Below are 21,149 nucleotides of genomic sequence, written 5' to 3' on the forward strand. Positions count from 1 at the left end.
GAATTTGTGTGTGTGTGTGTAAATTTAACAAGCCTCTAAACACTTGCCATCGCAATCGAAGCTCCATTACGTTTACGACTCATATCTGCTGCACGTATGAAGGTAAAGATCTCCATAGTCTCTGCCTCTGAAACTGGTGGTTTACCTGTTTCAAAGAATGATATGATCTCTCCAATTAGAGGAGCATAAGAGTTAAAGGGACCTAAAGGTGCAATTCCTTTTTCACCAAAGGCAGTACCGGCTATATTTGCTGCACCCTTTCTGATTGCTCTGACACTACCAATCCGGCCATCATTCCATACACCTGTTATAAAATCTGCTCCGTCTTTATGAATTCTGGTAACTGTTTTACAACCGGGGCCCATAACTGTAAATAACATTTCTATTCCATGAATTGCATACCATGCCATATCCATGTGATTAGGTTCTATTTCTCCTGGTGTATAAACATCAGCACCCAATACCTTACCGATTGAACCTCCTGTTACTTTCATTACATTCGTATCATAACGCAATGCAGAAGAACTAAAAATAGGTGCATTGTATTTTTTAGATGCCGCATATATTTTTTTTGCATCTTCCAATGTGGCGGCAATGGGCTTATCAATAAACATTCTTTTTCCTGCCTGCATTACTGGTAATGCTTGTTCATAATGCGGCCTGCCATCAACCGTTTCAAGCAATACAACATCAACCTTTCTAATCAGTTCTTCTATAGAATCTACTAACTCCACCCCCATCCCCTTTACGGCTGCTGTAATCCCAGGCTTTGCTTTTAATGCCTGAGGAATGTCTTTGGATCCTTGTGCATAAGCTGCTACAACTTTGTAGCCTGCCATTTCAGGTCCACCATTATTGATAAGTTTTGTGAATACCTCACTATGAGAAGTATCAAGGCCGATAATTCCAATTCGCTTATCAGATGCAGAAAATGTTGAAACATCGAAAGCCTTGGCTGAATTAAAGAATCCAATACCTGCCCCTGCCAACGCTGTAGTTTTGATAAAGGATCTACGATTAAAAGATTTCATATTATTAGTTTTTGTGTGTTTGCTTAAAGTTTGATAATTTTATTAATAATCACCTCGTTAAATTAAATATTTTTTTTTATTTAAGAACTAATTAACAAGTAAATAGGAAATTATACTGGAACTTTATCAATTATTATATTGAATTACTTCTTTCTTATATCCATCATTAAGGGTAAATGATCTGAAGCATAAGTTTCATCCCCCACACGATAATTGGAAACTTTAAACTTTTTAAATGCTTTCTTATTAAACATCAAATAATCAATAGTCTCCGTTGGCCTATCTGCCGGGAAAGTTGATTCGCAATCCACACAATTAAAAATCACCTCTTTTTCAAGTATATTAATTACCGGATTATTACGTCGCATATTTAAATCTGCGCCAAAAATCAATGGGTACTTTGAATTGTTTTTAATGATTTTGTTTAGCTCTTCTACCTGTAATTTTCGATCAATATCTGATAGATGATCCAGATGTGCAGACATAAAAACAGTTTCTTCTCCAAATATTTTAACACGTATCAAAGCTGCGGCGCGGATTTCACCTTTAGAATCCTTGGTGAGTGGCAATCGGAAGCTTTCCCCTTTTATAATGGGAAAACGAGACAATACCGCTACACCATAATCTCCTCCACTACGATCTACTGCTTTAGCGAAATGGTAATACATACCCGTCTTTTCAGCAAGCTCTTTTCCCTGATTTGAATGCTTCCCTGAACGTTCTGTATAAACATCTACCTCCTGTAAGGCGACTAAATCTGGCTTCATTCTATTGATCACATTAGCAATTGCCTGCAAATCCGTAAAACCCCAGCCTTTAGATGGTGGACTAGCAATACGAATATTATAACTCATCACCTTAATGGATTTATTTAATTGGACTTTTTCGGTTGAATTTTGTGCCGAACTGTTTAAACTAAAAAAAGTTAATACAGCACAAATGAAGTATCTATAGTTAAAAGATTTCATATTTTTTATTTACTCTATTATCATTTTGGTTTGGTTGGCTAATTCTAATGCAGGATAACCTTTAAAAAGCCATAATTCAGGAGTGTCTTTAAGGTTGCGAACCAATATTTCAAACTTTCCAACCGGCAGTTTAATAGCCTCAAGGATCACCATATTCCCATCAACTGTGATATTTTCAATATTCAATGAGATTAATTTTCCATCCTTACGAAACTGGTAATTACTTTTTCCTGCTGCTGAGTTGGAATCTATTCTTTTACTGAAAGAAAGAATGATAGTATCAGTGCCTTTTCTTATTGCTTTCTTCAAGACTGGTGGTTCTGTATACATATATCCACCAATATGATATTCATAAAAAGTAGTGGCACTGAACCCATGCTTTAAGGCGGCTTTTTCACAATCAGCTACCCATTTCCCAGATTTAATCATTTCTTTACCAGAACCGATATCTCCTTGCAGGCCGATCTTTAGATCAGGAGCGGCCTCCTTTATTTCGTCTACAAAGCTTTTGTAATACTTCATGTAATCTGGTGGCAATTGTGTTGAAGACTTTACCCAGTCTGGCCAGTGTGTTTGGATAAAATGTATATCTGGTTTAACCAATTTCACCATTGCAGCCCCATCCAAACCTTGATATTCGCGAAGTAAGCTAACAGAATTTTTGCCTCCATCAATACCCAGGCTCCAAGTAGCTACCTTTGCATCTGGTCTTACTTCACGTATACCACCTATACCATTTACTACTTCATTGAGGTATTCGTTTACTGCATTCACTCTGCAATCCATCCATTTTTTATAAATTTCTGGATTCTTTTTATAGTAATTAGCTGCTTCAGGATTATTAAAATCAGGCATATTCAACCCATACTCACTTTTAAATGCTAGCTGAGCATTAGGCCCCACATCTCCATAGGTACCTTTACTAATAGCATCCCATTCAGGAAAATAAGGTTCAGTAAGCTCTACTCCATCAAAAGGATAGCTAACCATCAAACGGGCAAGACTCTCTTTTTTCCATTTCACAAACGATTTATTAAATGGTGACAAAAAGATATAGCCATTTTTGCCATTTACAGAATTATTCAATTCCATCTTCCACGAGGGCCAATCTACAGGATAACCATTGGTTTCATAAGTCACACTACCTGAAGCTTGCAACCATACTTTCATTCCCCTTTTATGGAAAGCTTGGATCAAACCTACATTTACATTTGACTCATTTAGCACGAGATAACGAACTGTTTTATAACCAGCTAACACTATCTCATCTGCAATACTTTCATTACTCCGGTTTTTATAGTAAGCAAAATTAGCATCAACTTGTATTGACAATCCACTTAAAGTATCATTTAGTTGCTTTTCAACATCAATTCCAGCTTTAGGTTTCGGAACGTATTCCACTTTACAACCTAAACCCATGAACACAAATAATAGACTGCTAATAAAAAAATTAATCATTTTTAAATATTAATAATTTATAAAGTAAGTTGAATAGTTACATATGGAGTGTAGAATAGATCTAAAGCTTTCAACTCAGGTTCAAACACCGTTCTGTACATAAATGATCCATTAATCGGCATATCAACTAAGCGTACAGAAGATTGCTTCTTATCTATTACAACAACTTTTTTCAAGTCTCCTCTGGTATCCAAATACTCAAGATCAACTTGTTTTACAGCCGTATCTGCAGGCATCCACTCCACATCCACATCATTTCCATTTCGTTTAATTGAGCGATATGCTCTGGTTAGCATTGAGGATTTGAATCTTTCTCCATAGACTCTCCCTGATTTGGTCGATTTTACAGAAGAGTTACCCAATTTATCATACAAATAGATGTCAAAAAAATACGTGCCCTCTGCCATATTTGTCAACATAACTTTTACAAGATCTACTTCTGCAGTCTTTGTTACTGTATTTTCTATTGAATCCCTCCCGTTATTCCAAAACATTTTATACCTCGACACTTTCGGGTCTGACAGCAATAACCAGGTAACTTCTACCCGATTATTGCCTCCGTGAATTTTGATAGAATCTGCTTTAGCAATATATACTGTCTCACCTTTCTCAATAAATTGTCTATAGCTATCATCCATCTTTTTACAGGCCGAAAAATATATAGTAGAAAAAACAACCAGATACAATAGTGAAATCGTCTTAATTTTTATGTTCATTTTAGTAAATATTAATATCTATTATTATTGTTCTTGTCCCCACAGCGTCAATTCAGAAATCATCACATTGGTATTACCAGCCCAAGTTTTAAGCGTTTTAAAACGAATATATCGGTATGGTGAAGTATTCAATGGAAAGACAAAGTTTTCTCCCTCTTTGGCTACAGCTATATCTTCGTTACTAAGGGCTCCTAAAGCAGCACCAGACGGTTTTATAGATTCAAAACCGGAGAGCAAGGTCCAACTTTCCCAACTTCCATCTGTGGCGGGCGCATTGCTACCATAAATTTCAAATGTTTTCGGCGCACCACTTGCAAACATCCAGGCATTAGCATGAGATAGCTGATTCACTTTAATACGGCTAAACTTATATCTTTTCCCCAAGTCAATTGTAAACCAATTAGGTAACACAACAGTTGCCCCTGGCTTTTGATAAAAAATCTTAGCAGTCCCTCCATCCCACAGGTTATTGATTGCCCAAGTATCAAAATCTGGAATATAAGTATCTGAAGGTAGTGGATGGTGTTTCCATATGCCTTTATTTAAGCTTTCTTCGAAAAGTGGTGTCATTTTCACGCTTAACCTTTCTGATTGATTTTTCCATTTGTCTACAAGAAAAAATGCAAATTCAGTTGGCTTTGCTGGTAATCCTCTAACTGCATATTCTTTCTCTTTTGCATTGGTATAAAGTCTATCATATGTTACCCACTCTCCGTTTTCATTTTTATACTGTGTGTGCACAACAAATTCTTTTTGTAACTCATTGATAAGCTGAAGGCTAACCCCACCAAAAGTCTCTACTACTTTCAGTGTCGCAAAGGTGGTATGAACTGGTGCAATTAAAGCCTTAACTTTTACAGTTACTGGTTCAGATCTGTTCTCTGAGCGATTAACAGCATATAAAACAATCTCATGTTCATCCGTATCCGCAAACCCTTCCAACAAGATATTATTTGAATAAATACTCGACTTTACCATTCGTTTTTCTCCACCGTTAGTTGAAAATTCAGCAAGCACATATAATAAGTCTAAATCATCTGGTAAAGTATAAGTTACTTTAACCTCGCCATGCCCATTGTCTACCTTAACATTAGTTATGACACCTGGCTTATTACCACTTTTAATAAGTGGTTCAATTTCTTTTTCCTTGCATCCATAAATAAAGAGGCAAAAGACAAGAGATATTTGCAATAATAATTTCATAATTAACTTTATTTAGGTTTTACCATCCCGGACTTTGAACCAGGTTTTTATTTACAATAAGATCACGCTCACTTACTGGCCAGAAATAATCTTTAAGGTTAAAAACTTGGTTATAAATAACTTTTTCCCTGTAATAAGCGTCTGCAGTTTCCTGATCAACATCCCAACCAGTTATTGGCCTGTTTAAAGCCTCAGGTGCTTCTTTCCATCTACGGAGATCCCAAAAACGTTCTGCTTCAAAAGCTAGTTCAATAGACCGTTCTCTGTGGATGATTTCTCGCATACCTTCTGGATTAGAAATCTTTCCTGGTGTTCTGGAAAAGTTGGTCCAGGACTCCTGTACACCTTTTAATCCCGCTTTTGCTCTGATTAAGTCGAGGTACTGATAAACTTCAGCACTTGGCCCATTAATTTCATTCAAAGCTTCTGCATATAATAAATATAAATCTGACAACCGTAACATGACCCATGGCCAATTGGTAGTAGTATAATTGGTTGAGCTGGTTATAGCATTTGTGTAGTATGCATATTTTTTAGCATAATACCCCGTTACAGAATGCCAACTTTGACCTACTTTTCCACCAAACTGTCCTTTTTTAGTTTCTAACCAAAAGGCCTTATTATCGTCAAACTCCCCCAATCCATACCAAATTCCTCCATCAAAGCCTAACGATCCGTAAAATCTAGATTCACGATCGAAATTGAACTCTGCTGTAGTATATCCTTCTTTAATTTTGTATTTATCAGCAGCGATACTCTTTCTTAAATTAAAACGGTTATTATAATTCCAGGTAATATCCTCTTCTATAGGAACCCCATTACGACTATAATAAAGTGCAGCTATTTTTAATGGAACTCCAATAGTACCTGTAGAACCAGTAAAGGAAGCTTGCGCATTATTAAATCCTCTAGGAGTAGCCCAAGCTTGTAAATCTTTAGTAGATGCACCAGTATGTGCCCATATAATTTCTGTATTCCATTTATCTGTAATTACACGAGCATTCATCGCCAATTTAGTATCCTGAGAAATAGCTGCTGTTTGGTTATTACCCAGAAAATCGTACATTTTATAACCAAGTGAAGTACACATATCAATAGCTTCTTTACAAGCTATAGCCGCACGACGCCACTTTTCTTTGTCTATATTTCCGCTGAACAGTTTTGTCCCGTCCTTATTACTATATCCCGAATAATCAGGATTTCCGTTAAACAATGGACTGGCCATATAAACCAAGATTTTTGCCTTTAAGCCAAGAGCTATAGGTCTGGTAATTCTACCTAATTCAGTACCTTCATCTCTAACCTGTAAAGGCAAATCAGGGGCAGCTGCATCAAGTTGCGCAATGATATAATTAAATACCTCATCAGCTGGTTTTCTTGAGATTCTTACTTCTTCTACAGAAGCTGATACGGGAATATTTTTATCTTGAATTGGAATTGGCCCGTACATCCGTAATAGAGAAAAATGATAAAAGGCTTTCAGGAATTTTATTTCTGCGATCCATTGACTACGTTCATACTCCTCCATATCTGGCACTTTATGAATATATTCAAGAAATATATTACATTGACTTATACCTGTCCATAGTGATTGTGTAGGCGCACTTGGCTTATTGATAAAGTTACCATTACCATCTGCCTCCAGCGTACCTCTCCAATGATCAAGAATCGGTGTATTAATGTTCTGCATACCGATTCCGATGGTCCAGTTTGCCCAATAACTTGTTTTATCTGTGGCCACCCAAAGGTCGTCACCTCCAAACATGCCTGGGCTATGGTACATATTTCCCATTTTGGGAAGAAAAGAGTAGCAGGTGTATAGATACCGCTCTGCTGTTGATCGCATTCTAAAGGCATAATCCAATGTAGCAACGTTATCTGGAACTACATCAATATACTTTTTACAGGAGCCCAATATGGCGATGGCGGCAATTAAAACTAATATTCTAGTAAATTTCATCTTTCAGTTATTAAAATGTCACGTTTAAGCCAAGATTAAATACTTTCTGCAGTGGGTAACCTAAACCATTACCTCCCATCTCAATGTCCCATAATTTAAAATGGCTAAACAGAAGTAGATTTGTACCACTTGCATAAAACCGCATATTTTGCATCTTTAACCTTTTCGCAGTTTTTGTTGGAATTGAATAGCCTATTTCAGCTTGTTTAAGGCGAAGGAAACTACCATTATTGATCCACCAGGTACTTGGCTTTAAATTATTTGAATGTGTCTCTGTACTTAATCTTGGCCACAGTGCATAGGAATTTGGTTGTTCAGGAGAAAAATGATTGTCAGCAAATGCTTTCATGATCTGCTTTCCTCCCGAAAAAGGTTCCACTCTTGCTGGATCTATCCAAAAAGAACTGATAGCAGATCCCTGAAAAAAAGTGGAAATATCAAAGTTTTTAAACCCTAATGAAAAGCCAACACCATATACAATTTCGGGTACTGTAGGTAAACCAATTGGCACCATATCCAATTCGGTAATCTGTCCATCATTATTAACATCTTTATATTTAATATCACCAGCGACGTTTGGAGATCCGAAATTTTGTGCAGGTGAATTATTTACCTCATTATCATCTACGAATAATCGTTCGGCAATATATCCCCACTGTTGATTGATAGGATATCCCACCATCGATTTCCACCATTCTTTTTGATAAATAGGTTCTTCGAAAACTGTACGTTTATTAGTGGCATAGGTAAAGTTACCTCGCGACTGCAACCACATACCATTCTTAAAATTGTGAGAGTAGTCTATAGAAATATCCATTCCTTTAGCATTAGCCTCCCCTACGTTAGCGCTTATATCAGCAGTTAACCCCATTGTAGAAGGAATACTCGCCCTTTTCATCAGTATATTCCTTCGTTTTTCACTAAAAAAATCTGCCTGGATATTTACTTTATTAAATAAACCAAGCTCTAATGCCAAATTAGTTTTATAGGCTGTTTCCCATGTAATATCTGGATTCGAATAACGATCTACATTAATCCCATTTTTAACGCTGCTTCCCTCTCTTCCAAATGTAAAACCCCTATAGGAATTGGCCATATCTATATTAGAAAGATAAAAGAACCTATCGGAATCCAATCCGATAGCATCATTACCTACCAATCCATAAGTCGCTCTCAATCTCAAGTTATTTACCTTGTCTTTAAACGGCTGCCAAAACTTTTCATTGGAAATTGTCCAGGCTACACCTGCAGATGGGAAGAAACCAAAGCGTTTACTTTCATGAAACCTTTCAGAACCATTATAACCAAAATTAAACTCAGCGAAATAGCGGTTATCATAACCATAAGTTGTCCTTCCTGATAAACCTAAATTCCTTGAAGGTAAAGAAAGTTGTAAATTTCCTGCTCTGGCATTTGTACCAGAGCGCATGATATAAACCAATAAACCACTTAAAGAATGTTTATTTGAGAAAGTCCGATTGTAATTAAGTGCAGACTCCATGTAAAACACTGTACTTTGCTGCCTAAGATCGTCCAGCAATGTGAAGTCCAAAAACTCACGGCCTGAATCTTCATTAAACATCTCTACATTATAGTCGAGGGTTCTTTTATCATAATCTCTGATCTCGTAGAAAAACGGTTTATAAGATCTTGCAATATCATAACGCGAAATCCTATTTGTATTCATCATTGTTCTGAATGTTAAACCCTCTGTTAAAAAAGACAATTTTTGCTTCAACTCTAACTGAGCTAACATTAAGGAACGATTGTAATCTTTATAACCTTTTACCATATCAGCATAAGGATTTAAGAAACCTTTTTTAGAATCTCCTCCAAACATAATATGCTGCACAGAACTATGCTTTCCATCAGCTGGATAATATGGTAAAAAGTTAACAGGGTTACTACGAATCACTTTGTTAAACAATTCACTCCCCCCATCAATAGGTCCGGTATAATCATCAAAATTACCGTTCAATCTTACGATAAGTTCAGTAGTATTGCTAAGATCAATATTTACGTTTGCACGTAGTGTATAACTTTTTAGATCAATTCCATTGTTGAAATTATTGATTTTATCCATCTTTATTACACCATTGTCCTGTGCAAGTGAACCTGCCACATAATAACGCGCGACCTTACCGCCACCACTCACATTCAAATTATAACGTTGATTAAAAGCACGATCTTTAAAAAGCATTTTCTCCCAATTTACTGCAGGATAAATAATAGGACTTATACCTTCAGCTGTACCATCAATCTTTTCCTGAGTATAAAATGGATTTTCAAATGGATGTCTTGCATACTGTGCTTCATTGTATAGTTTCATAAATGTAACTGGGTCAGCAAATTCCACTTTCGACGTAGCCTGGGACATACTACCTTCGGCTCTGAAAGATATTGTAGCTACCCCCTCCTTACCTTGTTTGGTGGTAACGTAAATAACTCCGTTTGCACCTCTGGCACCATATAATGCTGTTGAGGTAGCATCTTTCATTATAGAGAAGCTTTCAATATCGTCTGGACGCAAACGCGCAAGTTCAGTTACTCCCAGCTCAACTCCATCTATTAATATCAAAGGGTTCACTTTTCCTGTTCCGAAAGATGTTACTCCACGAATAAAAAAATCTGCATTATCCTCTCCAGGCTCCCCACTTCTCTGGTAAGCTATAACCCCTGCGGCACGACCAGCCAGTGCTGTTGTAAGATTACTGGAGGGCACCTTTAAATCCGCTGGCTTGATAGAAGTAATGGAACCTACCATATCTGTTTTCTTTTGTGTCCCAAAAGCTACTACAACAACATCTTCTAAAGTATTTTTTGTAGGTACTAGTCTTACATTTAACACAGAGAGGCTCTTCACAGGCACTTCCTGTTTATCATACCCTACCATGCTGAAAACCAAGATTGCGTTGTCATCAGGAATTTTTAAACTAAACCTTCCATAGTTGTCTGTTGAAGTACCTACTGTTGACTTGTCTTTCAACTTAACCGACACACCTGGTATAGGTCCTACAGAATCTGAAACCACTCCTCTGATTTCTCTTTCCAGATTCCTGTTAATGGTAATTTCCCTGTTTTTTATAACAATGGTATTACCTACTATCTGATAATACAATGGTTGATCTTTAAAGCATTCATCCAGCGCATAGCTAAGTGTTACATTTTTTAAATCAAGATCTACTTTTCTAGTTTTATTCAATAGTGAATTCTCATACCAAAATAGGTATCCGCTTTGTTTTTTCACTTCCTGAAAAACTCTTTCCAAAGGGGCATTCTTAACTGAGAGCGTAATCTTCTGAGCATATCCAGATGCATTTACCTGCATACAGCCAATAACAATTACGATAAATAATGTTAATTTCATAACCAGAAAGAGTTTGATTAGGCCCCTGTTTTTTTCATTAGGGGGCCCACAAAGAGAATAAAAATCCATACTTTTGTTTTGTTAGGGTTTTAAGTGTTTGATAATCTGTCGTTAGATTTGTGAAATAAGTTAATCCCTACAACTGTTGTAAAAGACAGTAGAGCCGGTACTGTTAGCGCAATACCGGTTTTTTGTATTAACCTGAATAAGGGTTCGTAGTTATTCTTTCATATGTTAGTCGTTTGGTTTTTAGATAAGGTTGGTTAGACACTTTTATTAATTATTATGTTTATGTGTTTAGAATTCCTATCAGGGCATTACTGTAATTACATTCCCCTCCAATTTCAATTGTATATTACTTAGTTTAATAATTTTAATAAGTTCAGAAAGATTGGCTTTCCTTGATATTTCTCCAGTAAAAAGTCTTCTCGGAATATCCCCTTCATATTTCACTTCAACATCATACCACCTGGCCACTTGTCTCATGATAGTTCTGATATCTGCGTCTATAAATGAAGTTAAGCCATTTTTCCATGCCAAAACATCAGCAGCAGCCTCTACTACTTGTATACCTCCTTTTACCTTTGCTTGTTGACCTGGTTTTAGAATTCTACTTTCATTATTTTTAGTAACCTTAACCGAGCCTTCTAATAGAGTAGTATTAATACTTTCTTCATCTTTATAAGCCATTACATCAAAATGAGTCCCTAAAACCTCTACACTCATTTCATCCACATTCACTACAAATGATTTTGTCTTATCTTTTGAAACCTCGAAATAAGCTTCTCCCGTTAATGTCACATTTCGTTGCTTGGCCGAAAAATAGGTAGGAAATTTTATAGACGATGAGGCATTTAGCCAAACCTGAGTCCCATCAGGAAGCAACACCTGGTATTGACCACCTCTGGGAGTAGTGATGGTATTATAAGCGATAACCTGTTCCGTATTAGAGGGACTATTGGCTCCACGATCAATAATCCGGTAAATCAATTGCCCATCTTTTGCTTTTGTTATACTGATACCTTTCTCTTCTATAATTTTTCCATTATCAGTATCATTAAGTAAAACTTGAGAACCATCTGCAAGCGTCAATACAGCATTATTACCTCCTGGAGCAACATCATTTTCAAGTGCGATCTTATTTTTATTCTTTAAAGAATTTAGATTGTTACTATAAAAAACTGCACCTACCGCAGTAACAACCAAAGCAATACAAGCCGCAATAAGATACTTAAAGCTTGTCTTTTGATAAAAAGGAATTGCTTTAACAATTAACGCTGTATTGATCTTCTTAAGCAATTCATTTTTCGTTTCAGCTTCATTCCCCATGAGTTGCGTATTCCACTCTGAGTTGCCTTTAAATTGGTTAATATAGTTACTATATAAGGATAACTCCTGTTCATTAGCAAGACCACTTGCTACCTTATTTGCCAATTCTACGAACGCTTGTTTATCCATCTTTTTTAATATGCCTTTATATGTATGGCACTTAATAGAGTCTGAACACCTGTTTTATTTATAAATAAAATTAAAATAAAACACAAGACACTTATTTACAGCATAATAAAAATTGACGCCAACCTGTTTAGAGGAGTTCTAAGCTTTTTTAAAGCCCTTAAAATATGGTCATCTACAGTTTTTTCAGAAATCCCAAGTTTATCGGCAATTTGTTTATGAGTTAGGTTTTCATTCCTACTCAATTGGAATACTTCTTTACACTTTTTTGGAAGATCATTTACCAGATGAAAGATCATAATCTGAAGTTCTTTAACCTCCATTTCATTTTCCTGGAATGTATCTATATCAACCCGTTTTAATTCATCAAAGAAACTCTCACGTATTTTTCCACTTCGGATAAAGTTGGCGATCTTGTATTTCACTGAACTATATAAGTACCCTCTTATATTTGTTTTAATGTTTATCGTTTTCCGATGTTCCCAAAACCATAAAAATACAACCTGACAAATATCCATACTTTCATCTCTATCTCTAAGTAGATTAAAAGATGAAGTAAATAAGTATTTCCAATGCCTGTTATAGAGTTCATCGAATGCTTCGCGACTATCATAATCGCGAATCAACTCGATCAACTGTTCATCTGTAGTGCTTTTTAAATTATACTGGAACATGTCTTTATGTATTTATATTTTCTTTAAAACTGCTCTAGAAAATAATAGCTAAACTAATTATTCAATTACTAAGTAGTCTCTAAAGAACAATCATTTAAAAACAACAATTATATTTCCTTAACAACACAACCGTACTTCTTGATAAATCTTATAAATATACTCACCAATAATATGAAATATTTCCAAGAAACTTAACCTTAAACAAACAAAACTTAGAGTCGTAGTAAATTGTTAAACACTATATTTATAATCAATGGAAGCAATAATTACTGGAGCAACTGGGCTTATAGGGAACAACTTATTACATCAGTTACTAAACCATCCTTCTTATACTAAAGTAACAGCCATTGTTCGTACAGAAATCCCCATGCAACACCCCAAACTGAAACAACTGGTTGTTGATTTTGATCGAATTGAGAACCATCATGACCATATAAAAGGTGATGTTGTATTCTGTGCCTTAGGTACAACAAAAAGTAAAACTCCTGATCAGGAACAATACCGTAAAATTGATTACCAATATCCTCTGGATATTGCATTTATTGCACATCAAAATGGCATTCCACAATACCATTTGGTATCTTCTTTAGGAGCAAATGCAAATTCTTCTGTTTTTTATACAAAACTAAAGGGTGAAGTAGAACGTGATTTAAAAAGTATCCCTTTTAAAGCTATACATATTTACAGACCATCGCTATTGGATGGAGATCGTAAAGAATATCGTAGTACTGAGCGCTTTATGATTGGTTTGATGCACGTCTTAAATCCACTACTTATTGGAGGATTAAAAAAATACCGTAGTATTAAAATAGAAACAGTTGCTGCTGCAATGTTAAAGCAATCTCTAAAACAACTTGATGGTATCTATACTTATGACTCAGACCAGCTGGTTCAATTGGGAGAATAACAACTGTCAATATCTTCTTTATGTAACAAAATCACTAAATGTGTCGACTCTGCTCTCATTCATTTTGCTATATTAAATAATATCTATACGTTTGAAAAAGTATGAAACTGCGGAATAAACTTACAATCGGCTTATGTGCATTTTACCTGATGAGTATCATTGGGATTGCATTGAATATGCACTTTTGTGGTGGAACACTTTCTAAAGTCAGTTTTACTGAAACAGTTAAATGTAATTCTTGTAAAAAAGCAGAGAAAAAAGGGAAAGAAAGTGATTGTTGTAAGAATACTTCTATAGATGCAAAAGTTAAAGACAGTCATAAGGCTGAAGTAAAATTAAAACTAGCTCAGCTTTTTAGCACTGAATTATTTTTAGGCTCTTTGTTTACACCAGCATCTGGTTATGCATCATCCAACTTATCCAGTCATGCAGTAAATAAGGCCCCTCCGCTCTCTACAAAACTATCTCTTCATTTGTACAATTGCGTTTTCAGAATTTAGACCAGGAATAATTTATTGAATTGTTGCAGATCATTTCTGTAATGATTTGGCGTGTTTATTATGCGTCATCTTTTATTTACTGCCCTTCCCCATAAGGATCGGCAGTCTTCAATAATAAATTTAAATTATACCCCCATGAAAACGATTAAAAGTCTAATCATACTATCTATTGTATTATTTGCAGGCAAAGTTTCTGCACAACAAATTTCTTCAGCAGAACTCCAGGTTACCGGATTAACTTGCTCTATGTGCTCTCAAGCTACGGAAAAATCATTAAGAACACTGGACTTTATCGGTAATGTTGAGCCAGATCTGAACCGTAATATCTTTGTGCTGACTTTTAAACAAAATAAATCTGTGAATATTGACCAGATTAAAAAGAAAGTACAAGATGCCGGTTTCTCAATAGGGAACCTTGACGCAGTTTTTAATTTCAATAACACTAAAGTTGACGATAAAGGTCTAGCAATAGCCGGAACAAATGTTTACCAGTTCTTAAACACTAAAGATAAAACTTTAAATGGCCCTGTTAAAGCTACTGTAGTAGATAAAGATTTCATGTCTGGCTCAGCTTTTAAAAAGAGGTCAGCACAAGTTAAAATTGACTCATATAAAAGTGGCATGGGTACTGTAAATGGTAAAAAGACACGTATTTATCATTTAAATATCTAAGTATTTATATGAGATTTTTAAAATCATTATGGGTGCCTGTAGCAATTGCTATGGGTACTATAACCGTACAGGCCCAGGAATTGTATGTATTTTCTGAACCTGCGAGCAATATGGCTGCAAAATCTATTGGATTTAGATTAACAAACGAAGGTGTTTTTAGTCCTAATTTCTCCAGTCGACTGATCCCTGAATTAATGGTTGGCTTTAATAAAAACTTCATGGTACATGGTCAGGGATATTTTTCCGATATGGATGGCAAATATAGAACTGAAGGTGCTGGTTTATATGCCAAATATAGGTTTCTATCGATCGATGAGGCACAAAGTCATTTCAGAGCGGCAGTCTTTGCCAGAGCTAGTACCAGCAACAGGCCCACTTATTCTGAAGACATCAATCTTGAAGGAGATAATACCGGAATTCAAGCCGGGTTAGTCTTTACGCAATTGCTACATAAATTAGCTTTATCCAGTACTTTGAGTTATAGCAAAGCATTCGATAACGCAGGAGATAAAGTGATTAAGGGCATGCCCCAACCAGATCATATGCTGGGTTATAGCCTATCATCAGGTTACCTGCTTTTACCTTTTGTCTATAAAAATTATAATCAACCTAATCTGAATTTATACTTTGAAGTATTGGGAAAAACCAACCCTAAAAATGGCAAATCGTACGTCGATTTTGCTCCAGCTGTACAGGTCATCATCAATAGCCGTACAAGAATTGATCTAGGTTATCGATTTGAGATTGCAGGAAACCTGGAAAACAGATTTAATAAGAATATGTATATGGCCCGGGTAGAGTTTAATTTCTTTAATATGATTAAATAGAGAATTGTTTATATGCAAAAAAGAGGTTCAGATTATTCTGAACCTCTTTTTTATTCTTAACATTAAAAGATCGTTTTCACACCTAATGTAAACCATGCTCCTGGCATTGGCACTGCGCCAGCTTCAATATATTGTATATTAAATAGATTTGCACCATCAGCGTAAATACTATATTTCTTTTGTTTAAATGCTAATCTAGCATCCATCACCATATAATTTTTATAGCTAATTCGCTCACAATAGCGTGTAGTAAGCGTAAAAGACAGCTGTTCAATTAAATCTGCACTTAGTGTACTACTTAACTGATTTCTTAAACTCTCCAGTGCATAACGTGAAAAAACTGCAGTAGACATTGTTTTTTTAAATCTTGGGTCTAAACGAGTATAGGAAACACCTAGTCTGACATTACTTAATGTACTTTCTGAAGCAGCTAACAATTTATAATCTGCACTCAATGTGAAGCCTTTGGTATTTATCTGACTAAAGTTATGTGGTTGCCATGGATCTGTCTGCTGCGTTTTTACCCAATCTATAAAATTATCAATTCTACGCACAAAATAACTTGCATTTAAAGCTAAACGATCATTGTTAAATTTAAACCCTCCTTCTGCGTACTTAGATTTTTCAGTCTTTAACTGATCATTTCCAATATTAGTTGGCCCTTTATAATACAAATCTGTATAAGTTGGCAATCGTTGTCCAGTACCTACATTTGCAAACACACGCCAGTTACCATAAAAATTATAACCCACATCTAATCCAGGAAAAGCCTGCCAGCCATAATCAGAATTATAATTTGTATACACACCTGCATTCACCAATAAACGTTCTATTGGTTCAAATTTATACTCCCCAAACAATCCCGCATTATTACGGTTACGTTTTCCAAGATTAGTACTCTCAATACGTTCTGTTCTGGCTTCAAGCCCCACACCAAAAGTCCCTATGCTTGTCTGGATAGTATTATTCAACTCTGCGTCGAATACATTTGTGATATGATGGTTATGAAATTTATCAGGCGTTTGCTTTATATACAGATAGTCATCTACATTATTCCGGTAACTAATCCTGGGAACCATAGTCCAGTTTTCAGTTATTTTAGTAGTATAAGAGATTGCCGCTAGTGCTGTTTTAACTGTTTCTTCAGATTCTATATCACCTGGTGATGAATAAAAACCATTGGCACCAAAATTATTATGGATATATCCTGCCATTATATCAATCATATCTGTTTTTCCGACAGCATACTTACCTTGATAATAAACTTTTTGATTATTAAAAGCCGTATTATACCGATAACCATTACCAGCTTCTTGTCCAGCAGAAAACAGATGACTTGATCCTTTTAAAACAAGGTTCCCTCCCGCCTTAATACCGTAATTATAATATTTACTATTAGAAGCATTGTCTTTAAAACTACTTCCTGCAAATATATTCGCTGAAACACCCGTTTGCGTGGGTGTCCTGGTTACAATATTTATAGCCCCAGTCAAAGCATTAATACCATATACTCTTGATGCTGATCCACGTAATACTTCAATATGATCAATATCATCCATATTAATAGGCAGATTCATCATATTATGCCCTGTTTGAGGATCGGAAACTTTTATTCCATTAATCAATACAAGCGATTGATCAAAAGTACCACCATCAATACTAATATCAGCTTGTAAACCACCTGGTCCACGCTGCCTTACATCTACCCCGGAAACATAGCTTAACAATTCAGCAACTGACCTGACAGGAAGCGTTTTAATCTTCTCTTTATCAATTATCCATATATTTCTATTTTGCTTGGAAAACGGCAACTGCAATCTGTTTTCTTTAACAACTACTTCATTCAAGTGGTTAATGGTATCTCCTTTTGTTTTGAGATATGGCTGCTGTGCCATAGCAAAGCCAATTGAGGCCATTAAAAAAATTGAGAGCATTGAAATCCTTAAAAAGGAATACTGGCCAGTGGACAAAGTAATACGTTTTAAATACATTCTTTTTAATTTCGACGGGCAAAGATAGTATCAACCTTGATAAATAGTCAAAAAAAAAGCGGGGATTGATCATACCGATCCTTCCCCGCTCATCTAAATTAACGCTCTCACATATATAGACGCTTAATTAAACGTAATATTGTGTTGATCTCATTTTTTTATCAATCAACCTTTAATAAGGTTATGCTATATTTAGCATATGAAACCAAAACTAACCAAAACATTTTTAATTGCACTATTGTGCTTAAGCTGTACAATTTCTTTTGCACAGACAAAGAGTTTATTTAATGGGAAAGATTTAACCGGATGGCATAGTGATGTTCCTGCTAAAGATAAAGACCAAAATATCAGACCATCCTTTATTATTCGTGATGGCTTGCTGGTAAGTTTGGGTGATCCCCGCGGTCACCTTATTACAGATGCTGTTTATCAAAATTACAGGATTGAAATACAGTACCGCTTCTCGGCAAAACCTGGGAATTGTGGTGTATTAGTACATGCTTCAACTCCCAGAGCCCTTTATGGAATGTTCCCAAAATCAATAGAGGTGCAGATGATGAACCAGAACGCGGGTGATTTCTGGTGCATTGAAGAAGACATTATTGTCCCTGACATGGAGAAAAGACGGGGTGATAAAACGAAATGGGGCATTAATGGCGACAAATTACGCCGCATAAAGAAACTGACAAGTAACACCTTAGAAAATCCTGTAGGCGAATGGAATAAAATGATTGTTGAATGCCTTGACGACCAGGTAAAAGTTTGGGTCAATGGTAAACTGGCTAATCATGGAACCAACTGTACCGTTAGGAGTGGTCAAATAGCATTACAAGCAGAAGGTTCGGAAGTAGAATTTAGAAAAGTAGTTCTTAAACCAATTAAAAAATTAAGTAAAGACTAAAGTATCATTTTATGCCGTTGTTATATCAATATATTGTCTATACTTTTGTATATAAATCAAAGTAATATTGAAAAATGAACACCAATTCAACTTCTGATAAAAAGGTTGCTTTACTTAAATGGCTAAAAAAAATTGGCGTATGGGGATTTTTATTTTTCCTTGTTAAGGGCCTTGTTTGGCTTGCTGTGGGCTATTGGGTGATTAAATAACTTTAACTCTTCATTATAAAAAAATTACAAAACAATAAAAAACACAAATAATATTTTGATATCCAATAATTTACAATACCTTTGTTTTATATTTAAACAATAATATAATGCAACAAGGAACAGTAAAATTTTTCAATGAAACTAAAGGTTTTGGATTTATTATACCATCAAATGGTGATGCCGAAATTTTTGTTCATTCTTCAGGCTTAATTGATAGCATTCGTGAGAATGATTCTGTAAGCTATGACATCGAGCAAGGTAAAAAAGGCTTGAACGCAATTAATGTTAAGATTAGCTAATCAAAATATTTATAAATTGTAAAAACATCCACCCAAACAGGTGGATGTTTTTTTTTACTCTCCTATTGCATAGTGTTCCGTAAATTTGCAATTATTAAGCTAATAGCTTGATTATACTAATTTATTAAATATGGAAACTTTAAATCATAAAACAGCATTAATTACTGGTGCAGGTAAAGGCTTAGGCAAAGCAATTGCATTAGCATTGGCCACAGAAGGAGTTAATTTGGCATTATTAGCCAGAACCTCAAGCGATCTTGAAAAGGTTAGCGATCAGGCAAAACAAATCAACCCAGATATTAAAGTTGTATTTGCAACTGCAGATGTTGCAAATATTGAGGAAGTAAATGCAGCATGTGCAAAGATTACTGCAGAAATAGGTAAGATTGATATCCTTGTAAATAATGCAGGCATTGCTAAATTTGGTAAATTCCTTGATCTTGAAGTTAGTGAATGGGAAAACATGATCAAAACAAACTTATTTGGACCATACTACTTCATTAAACAAATATTACCACAAATGTTGGAACGTAAAAGTGGTGATATCGTAAATATTTCTTCCAGTGCAGGATTAAAAGGTGCTGCATTAACAAGCGCTTACAGTGCTTCAAAATTCGGTCTGATTGGTTTATCAGAATCATTAATGCAGGAAGCAAGAAAATCTAATATCCGTGTGTTTACACTTACTCCAAGTACAATCGCAACTGATTTAGCGATTGAAAATAAACTTACAGACGGCAATCCGGATTCGACATTACAACCTGAGGATTTTGCCGATCTTCTGGTAGCTCATTTAAAACTACCCGCACGTGCATTAGTTAAAGACGTTAGTCTTTGGTCTACAAACCCTTAAAATTAATAAGAAAAGCCGCAAATTGCGGCTTTTCTGCTATATCAACGATTATTATTAGCTAACCTTTAAAGGAGTTGTTGTTGTTTCATAAAATCTTGCTCTTCCTTGGTAATATGATCATCATCAATTGCAGGTGCAACATTAATTCCAGCTAACCTTAATTCGTCCATAATATCTACAAAGTTTTTATATCTGGATCCTGCCGTTGGTTTGATGATTATAAATAATCCTTTTTTTGGGTGATCAGGATTTGCAGCCTGGACTTTCAATTTATTTGCAAGGATAGCATGACGTACACGCTCAATGCCCTCCACTACAGGCCGACTCTTCCCCGATTCACCCATATACCAAGCTATTTTATTATTCTTTCCTAATAGAATAGTCATAGAACGAGAAGCTGGCACAGGCTCCTGTAAACCATCAACCTCATCAGGTTTTGAAATATCCATAGCAACCGGCTTAGATAATGAAGTTGTAAGCATAAAAAATGTAATCAGTAAAAATGCAAGATCAACCATAGCAGTTAAATCAACTTTCGGTACAGATCTTCTGTTTCGGGAAACACTTAATTCGGCCATAATCTTTAGTTTTAGTTTAAAAGATGATGACTGAACATATGGAATTCCATAAAGCAAAGTGGATTTAACTACCTTTTTTAGCCTGTTTAATAACAAGAGTTTTCATTGATAATAAATCCTCATTACCCGGATCGATGCCTAACCCCTCATCAAAAAGTTTTATGGCCATATCATACTGTTCTAATTGAAGATATACCCATCCAAACCCTCGGTAAACATCTGGGTTTTTAACATTGAGCAACCATGCCTGATTTAGCCTATACATAACAGTTTGCAAATCTCTTTGCTTCATATGCGTACATGCTTTCTTAAAATAATAATTAGAAGCTGAATCTGGACTTCCTGCATCAGCAATAGCGCTTTCTACAAACTCAGCATCGGCTTCCAATTGTTTTGAGGTTTTTACAGCGTGACCATACATTGGAAAGAGCCGTATATCATGTCTTGCAAGTACCAACCACTCTTCATAAGACATTTTTTCTTCGGTTACAAGATAACTTTCTGTATCCGATGATGTAGAAATACAAGAACTTAATATTGTAAACAACAATAATGAGGAGAGAGAGTGTTTCATAATAGA

At 35.5% G+C, this 21,149-nt stretch carries 19 protein-coding genes; 7 read left to right on the plus strand and 12 right to left on the minus strand.

Annotated elements, in window-relative coordinates:
- Nucleotides 1-35: 35 nt before the first annotated feature.
- The 9 genes from ABDJ41_RS17055 to ABDJ41_RS17095 all read right to left on the minus strand — a co-directional run bounded on the left by ABDJ41_RS17055 (nt 36) and on the right by ABDJ41_RS17095 (nt 12,832).
- Complete coding sequence (locus tag ABDJ41_RS17055; protein ID WP_349787288.1) at nt 36-1,031, minus strand: Gfo/Idh/MocA family protein; 996 nt, start codon at nt 1,029-1,031, stop codon at nt 36-38.
- Between the two features lie 143 nt (nt 1,032-1,174).
- Nucleotides 1,175-1,999, minus strand: coding sequence for an endonuclease/exonuclease/phosphatase family protein (locus ABDJ41_RS17060; RefSeq protein ID WP_349787289.1), 825 nt, complete (start codon nt 1,997-1,999; stop codon nt 1,175-1,177).
- A 9-nt stretch (nt 2,000-2,008) separates the two neighbouring features.
- Nucleotides 2,009-3,457 (minus strand): hypothetical protein, encoded by a 1,449-nt coding sequence (locus ABDJ41_RS17065; protein ID WP_349787290.1) that lies wholly within the window; start codon nt 3,455-3,457, stop codon nt 2,009-2,011.
- 17 nt (nt 3,458-3,474) lie between these two features.
- The gene (locus ABDJ41_RS17070; protein WP_349787291.1) at nt 3,475-4,173 is read right to left on the minus strand and encodes a DUF4998 domain-containing protein; all 699 of its coding nucleotides are present in this window, start codon (nt 4,171-4,173) and stop codon (nt 3,475-3,477) included.
- 24 nt (nt 4,174-4,197) lie between these two features.
- Nucleotides 4,198-5,376 carry a DUF5000 domain-containing lipoprotein gene (locus tag ABDJ41_RS17075; RefSeq protein WP_349787292.1) on the minus strand — a complete coding sequence of 393 codons (1,179 nt, stop codon included), beginning with the start codon at nt 5,374-5,376 and terminating at the stop codon, nt 4,198-4,200.
- Between the two features lie 19 nt (nt 5,377-5,395).
- A complete protein-coding gene (locus ABDJ41_RS17080) occupies nt 5,396-7,336 on the minus strand; it encodes a RagB/SusD family nutrient uptake outer membrane protein (RefSeq protein WP_349787293.1) in 1,941 nt (646 codons plus the stop codon).
- Between the two features lie 10 nt (nt 7,337-7,346).
- Nucleotides 7,347-10,703, minus strand: coding sequence for a TonB-dependent receptor (locus ABDJ41_RS17085; protein ID WP_349787294.1), 3,357 nt, complete (start codon nt 10,701-10,703; stop codon nt 7,347-7,349).
- 309 nt (nt 10,704-11,012) lie between these two features.
- The gene (locus ABDJ41_RS17090; RefSeq protein ID WP_349787295.1) at nt 11,013-12,161 is read right to left on the minus strand and encodes a FecR family protein; all 1,149 of its coding nucleotides are present in this window, start codon (nt 12,159-12,161) and stop codon (nt 11,013-11,015) included.
- Between the two features lie 95 nt (nt 12,162-12,256).
- Nucleotides 12,257-12,832: an RNA polymerase sigma-70 factor gene (locus ABDJ41_RS17095; RefSeq protein ID WP_349787296.1), complete on the minus strand. Its 576-nt coding sequence runs from the start codon at nt 12,830-12,832 to the stop codon at nt 12,257-12,259.
- Between the two features lie 253 nt (nt 12,833-13,085).
- On the opposite strand from ABDJ41_RS17095, the gene ABDJ41_RS17100 reads away from it, so the two are divergent.
- The 4 genes from ABDJ41_RS17100 (at nt 13,086) to ABDJ41_RS17115 (ending at nt 15,738) form a co-directional block, all read left to right on the plus strand.
- On the plus strand, nt 13,086-13,739 hold the full coding sequence (locus ABDJ41_RS17100) for an oxidoreductase (protein WP_349787297.1): 654 nt from the start codon (nt 13,086-13,088) through the stop codon (nt 13,737-13,739).
- A 101-nt stretch (nt 13,740-13,840) separates the two neighbouring features.
- A complete protein-coding gene (locus ABDJ41_RS17105; RefSeq protein ID WP_349787298.1) occupies nt 13,841-14,239 on the plus strand; it encodes an HYC_CC_PP family protein in 399 nt (132 codons plus the stop codon).
- A 135-nt stretch (nt 14,240-14,374) separates the two neighbouring features.
- Complete coding sequence (locus ABDJ41_RS17110; RefSeq protein ID WP_349787299.1) at nt 14,375-14,911, plus strand: heavy-metal-associated domain-containing protein; 537 nt, start codon at nt 14,375-14,377, stop codon at nt 14,909-14,911.
- A gap of 8 nt (nt 14,912-14,919) precedes the next feature.
- Nucleotides 14,920-15,738: a hypothetical protein gene (locus ABDJ41_RS17115; protein ID WP_349787300.1), complete on the plus strand. Its 819-nt coding sequence runs from the start codon at nt 14,920-14,922 to the stop codon at nt 15,736-15,738.
- Between the two features lie 62 nt (nt 15,739-15,800).
- Here ABDJ41_RS17115 and ABDJ41_RS17120 read toward each other — a convergent pair whose 3' ends face one another.
- Entirely contained in the window at nt 15,801-17,672 is a 1,872-nt protein-coding gene (locus tag ABDJ41_RS17120; RefSeq protein WP_349787301.1) for a TonB-dependent receptor plug domain-containing protein, read from the minus strand.
- A gap of 256 nt (nt 17,673-17,928) precedes the next feature.
- Between ABDJ41_RS17120 and ABDJ41_RS17125 the strand changes: the two genes are divergently transcribed.
- The 3 genes from ABDJ41_RS17125 (at nt 17,929) to ABDJ41_RS17135 (ending at nt 19,991) form a co-directional block, all read left to right on the plus strand.
- The gene (locus ABDJ41_RS17125; protein WP_349787302.1) at nt 17,929-18,630 is read left to right on the plus strand and encodes a 3-keto-disaccharide hydrolase; all 702 of its coding nucleotides are present in this window, start codon (nt 17,929-17,931) and stop codon (nt 18,628-18,630) included.
- Nucleotides 18,631-18,946: 316 nt separating this feature from the next.
- Complete coding sequence (locus ABDJ41_RS17130) at nt 18,947-19,138, plus strand: cold-shock protein (protein ID WP_349787303.1); 192 nt, start codon at nt 18,947-18,949, stop codon at nt 19,136-19,138.
- Between the two features lie 130 nt (nt 19,139-19,268).
- A complete protein-coding gene (locus ABDJ41_RS17135; protein ID WP_349787304.1) occupies nt 19,269-19,991 on the plus strand; it encodes a 3-ketoacyl-ACP reductase in 723 nt (240 codons plus the stop codon).
- A gap of 65 nt (nt 19,992-20,056) precedes the next feature.
- Here the strand turns inward: ABDJ41_RS17135 and ABDJ41_RS17140 are convergent, their stop codons facing one another.
- Nucleotides 20,057-20,569: an ExbD/TolR family protein gene (locus ABDJ41_RS17140; RefSeq protein ID WP_349787305.1), complete on the minus strand. Its 513-nt coding sequence runs from the start codon at nt 20,567-20,569 to the stop codon at nt 20,057-20,059.
- A 64-nt stretch (nt 20,570-20,633) separates the two neighbouring features.
- On the minus strand, nt 20,634-21,143 hold the full coding sequence (locus ABDJ41_RS17145; protein ID WP_349787306.1) for a tetratricopeptide repeat protein: 510 nt from the start codon (nt 21,141-21,143) through the stop codon (nt 20,634-20,636).
- Nucleotides 21,144-21,149: the final 6 nt, after the last annotated feature.

The sequence above is a fragment of the Pedobacter sp. ASV1-7 genome (assembly GCF_040203335.1).
Taxonomy (GTDB): domain Bacteria; phylum Bacteroidota; class Bacteroidia; order Sphingobacteriales; family Sphingobacteriaceae; genus Pedobacter.

Bases quoted from the DNA above. Each gene is read 5' to 3' on its own strand.
- ABDJ41_RS17055 (WP_349787288.1), bottom strand. From the start codon at position 1,031: ATGAAATCTTTTAATCGTAGATCCTTTATCAAAACTACAGCGTTGGCA.
- ABDJ41_RS17060 (WP_349787289.1), bottom strand. From the start codon at position 1,999: ATGAAATCTTTTAACTATAGATACTTCATTTGTGCTGTATTAACTTTT.
- ABDJ41_RS17065 (WP_349787290.1), bottom strand. From the start codon at position 3,457: ATGATTAATTTTTTTATTAGCAGTCTATTATTTGTGTTCATGGGTTTA.
- ABDJ41_RS17070 (WP_349787291.1), bottom strand. From the start codon at position 4,173: ATGAACATAAAAATTAAGACGATTTCACTATTGTATCTGGTTGTTTTT.
- ABDJ41_RS17075 (WP_349787292.1), bottom strand. From the start codon at position 5,376: ATGAAATTATTATTGCAAATATCTCTTGTCTTTTGCCTCTTTATTTAT.
- ABDJ41_RS17080 (WP_349787293.1), bottom strand. From the start codon at position 7,336: ATGAAATTTACTAGAATATTAGTTTTAATTGCCGCCATCGCCATATTG.
- ABDJ41_RS17085 (WP_349787294.1), bottom strand. From the start codon at position 10,703: ATGAAATTAACATTATTTATCGTAATTGTTATTGGCTGTATGCAGGTA.
- ABDJ41_RS17090 (WP_349787295.1), bottom strand. From the start codon at position 12,161: ATGGATAAACAAGCGTTCGTAGAATTGGCAAATAAGGTAGCAAGTGGT.
- ABDJ41_RS17095 (WP_349787296.1), bottom strand. From the start codon at position 12,832: ATGTTCCAGTATAATTTAAAAAGCACTACAGATGAACAGTTGATCGAG.
- ABDJ41_RS17100 (WP_349787297.1), top strand. From the start codon at position 13,086: ATGGAAGCAATAATTACTGGAGCAACTGGGCTTATAGGGAACAACTTA.
- ABDJ41_RS17105 (WP_349787298.1), top strand. From the start codon at position 13,841: ATGAAACTGCGGAATAAACTTACAATCGGCTTATGTGCATTTTACCTG.
- ABDJ41_RS17110 (WP_349787299.1), top strand. From the start codon at position 14,375: ATGAAAACGATTAAAAGTCTAATCATACTATCTATTGTATTATTTGCA.
- ABDJ41_RS17115 (WP_349787300.1), top strand. From the start codon at position 14,920: ATGAGATTTTTAAAATCATTATGGGTGCCTGTAGCAATTGCTATGGGT.
- ABDJ41_RS17120 (WP_349787301.1), bottom strand. From the start codon at position 17,672: ATGCTCTCAATTTTTTTAATGGCCTCAATTGGCTTTGCTATGGCACAG.
- ABDJ41_RS17125 (WP_349787302.1), top strand. From the start codon at position 17,929: ATGAAACCAAAACTAACCAAAACATTTTTAATTGCACTATTGTGCTTA.
- ABDJ41_RS17130 (WP_349787303.1), top strand. From the start codon at position 18,947: ATGCAACAAGGAACAGTAAAATTTTTCAATGAAACTAAAGGTTTTGGA.
- ABDJ41_RS17135 (WP_349787304.1), top strand. From the start codon at position 19,269: ATGGAAACTTTAAATCATAAAACAGCATTAATTACTGGTGCAGGTAAA.
- ABDJ41_RS17140 (WP_349787305.1), bottom strand. From the start codon at position 20,569: ATGGCCGAATTAAGTGTTTCCCGAAACAGAAGATCTGTACCGAAAGTT.
- ABDJ41_RS17145 (WP_349787306.1), bottom strand. From the start codon at position 21,143: ATGAAACACTCTCTCTCCTCATTATTGTTGTTTACAATATTAAGTTCT.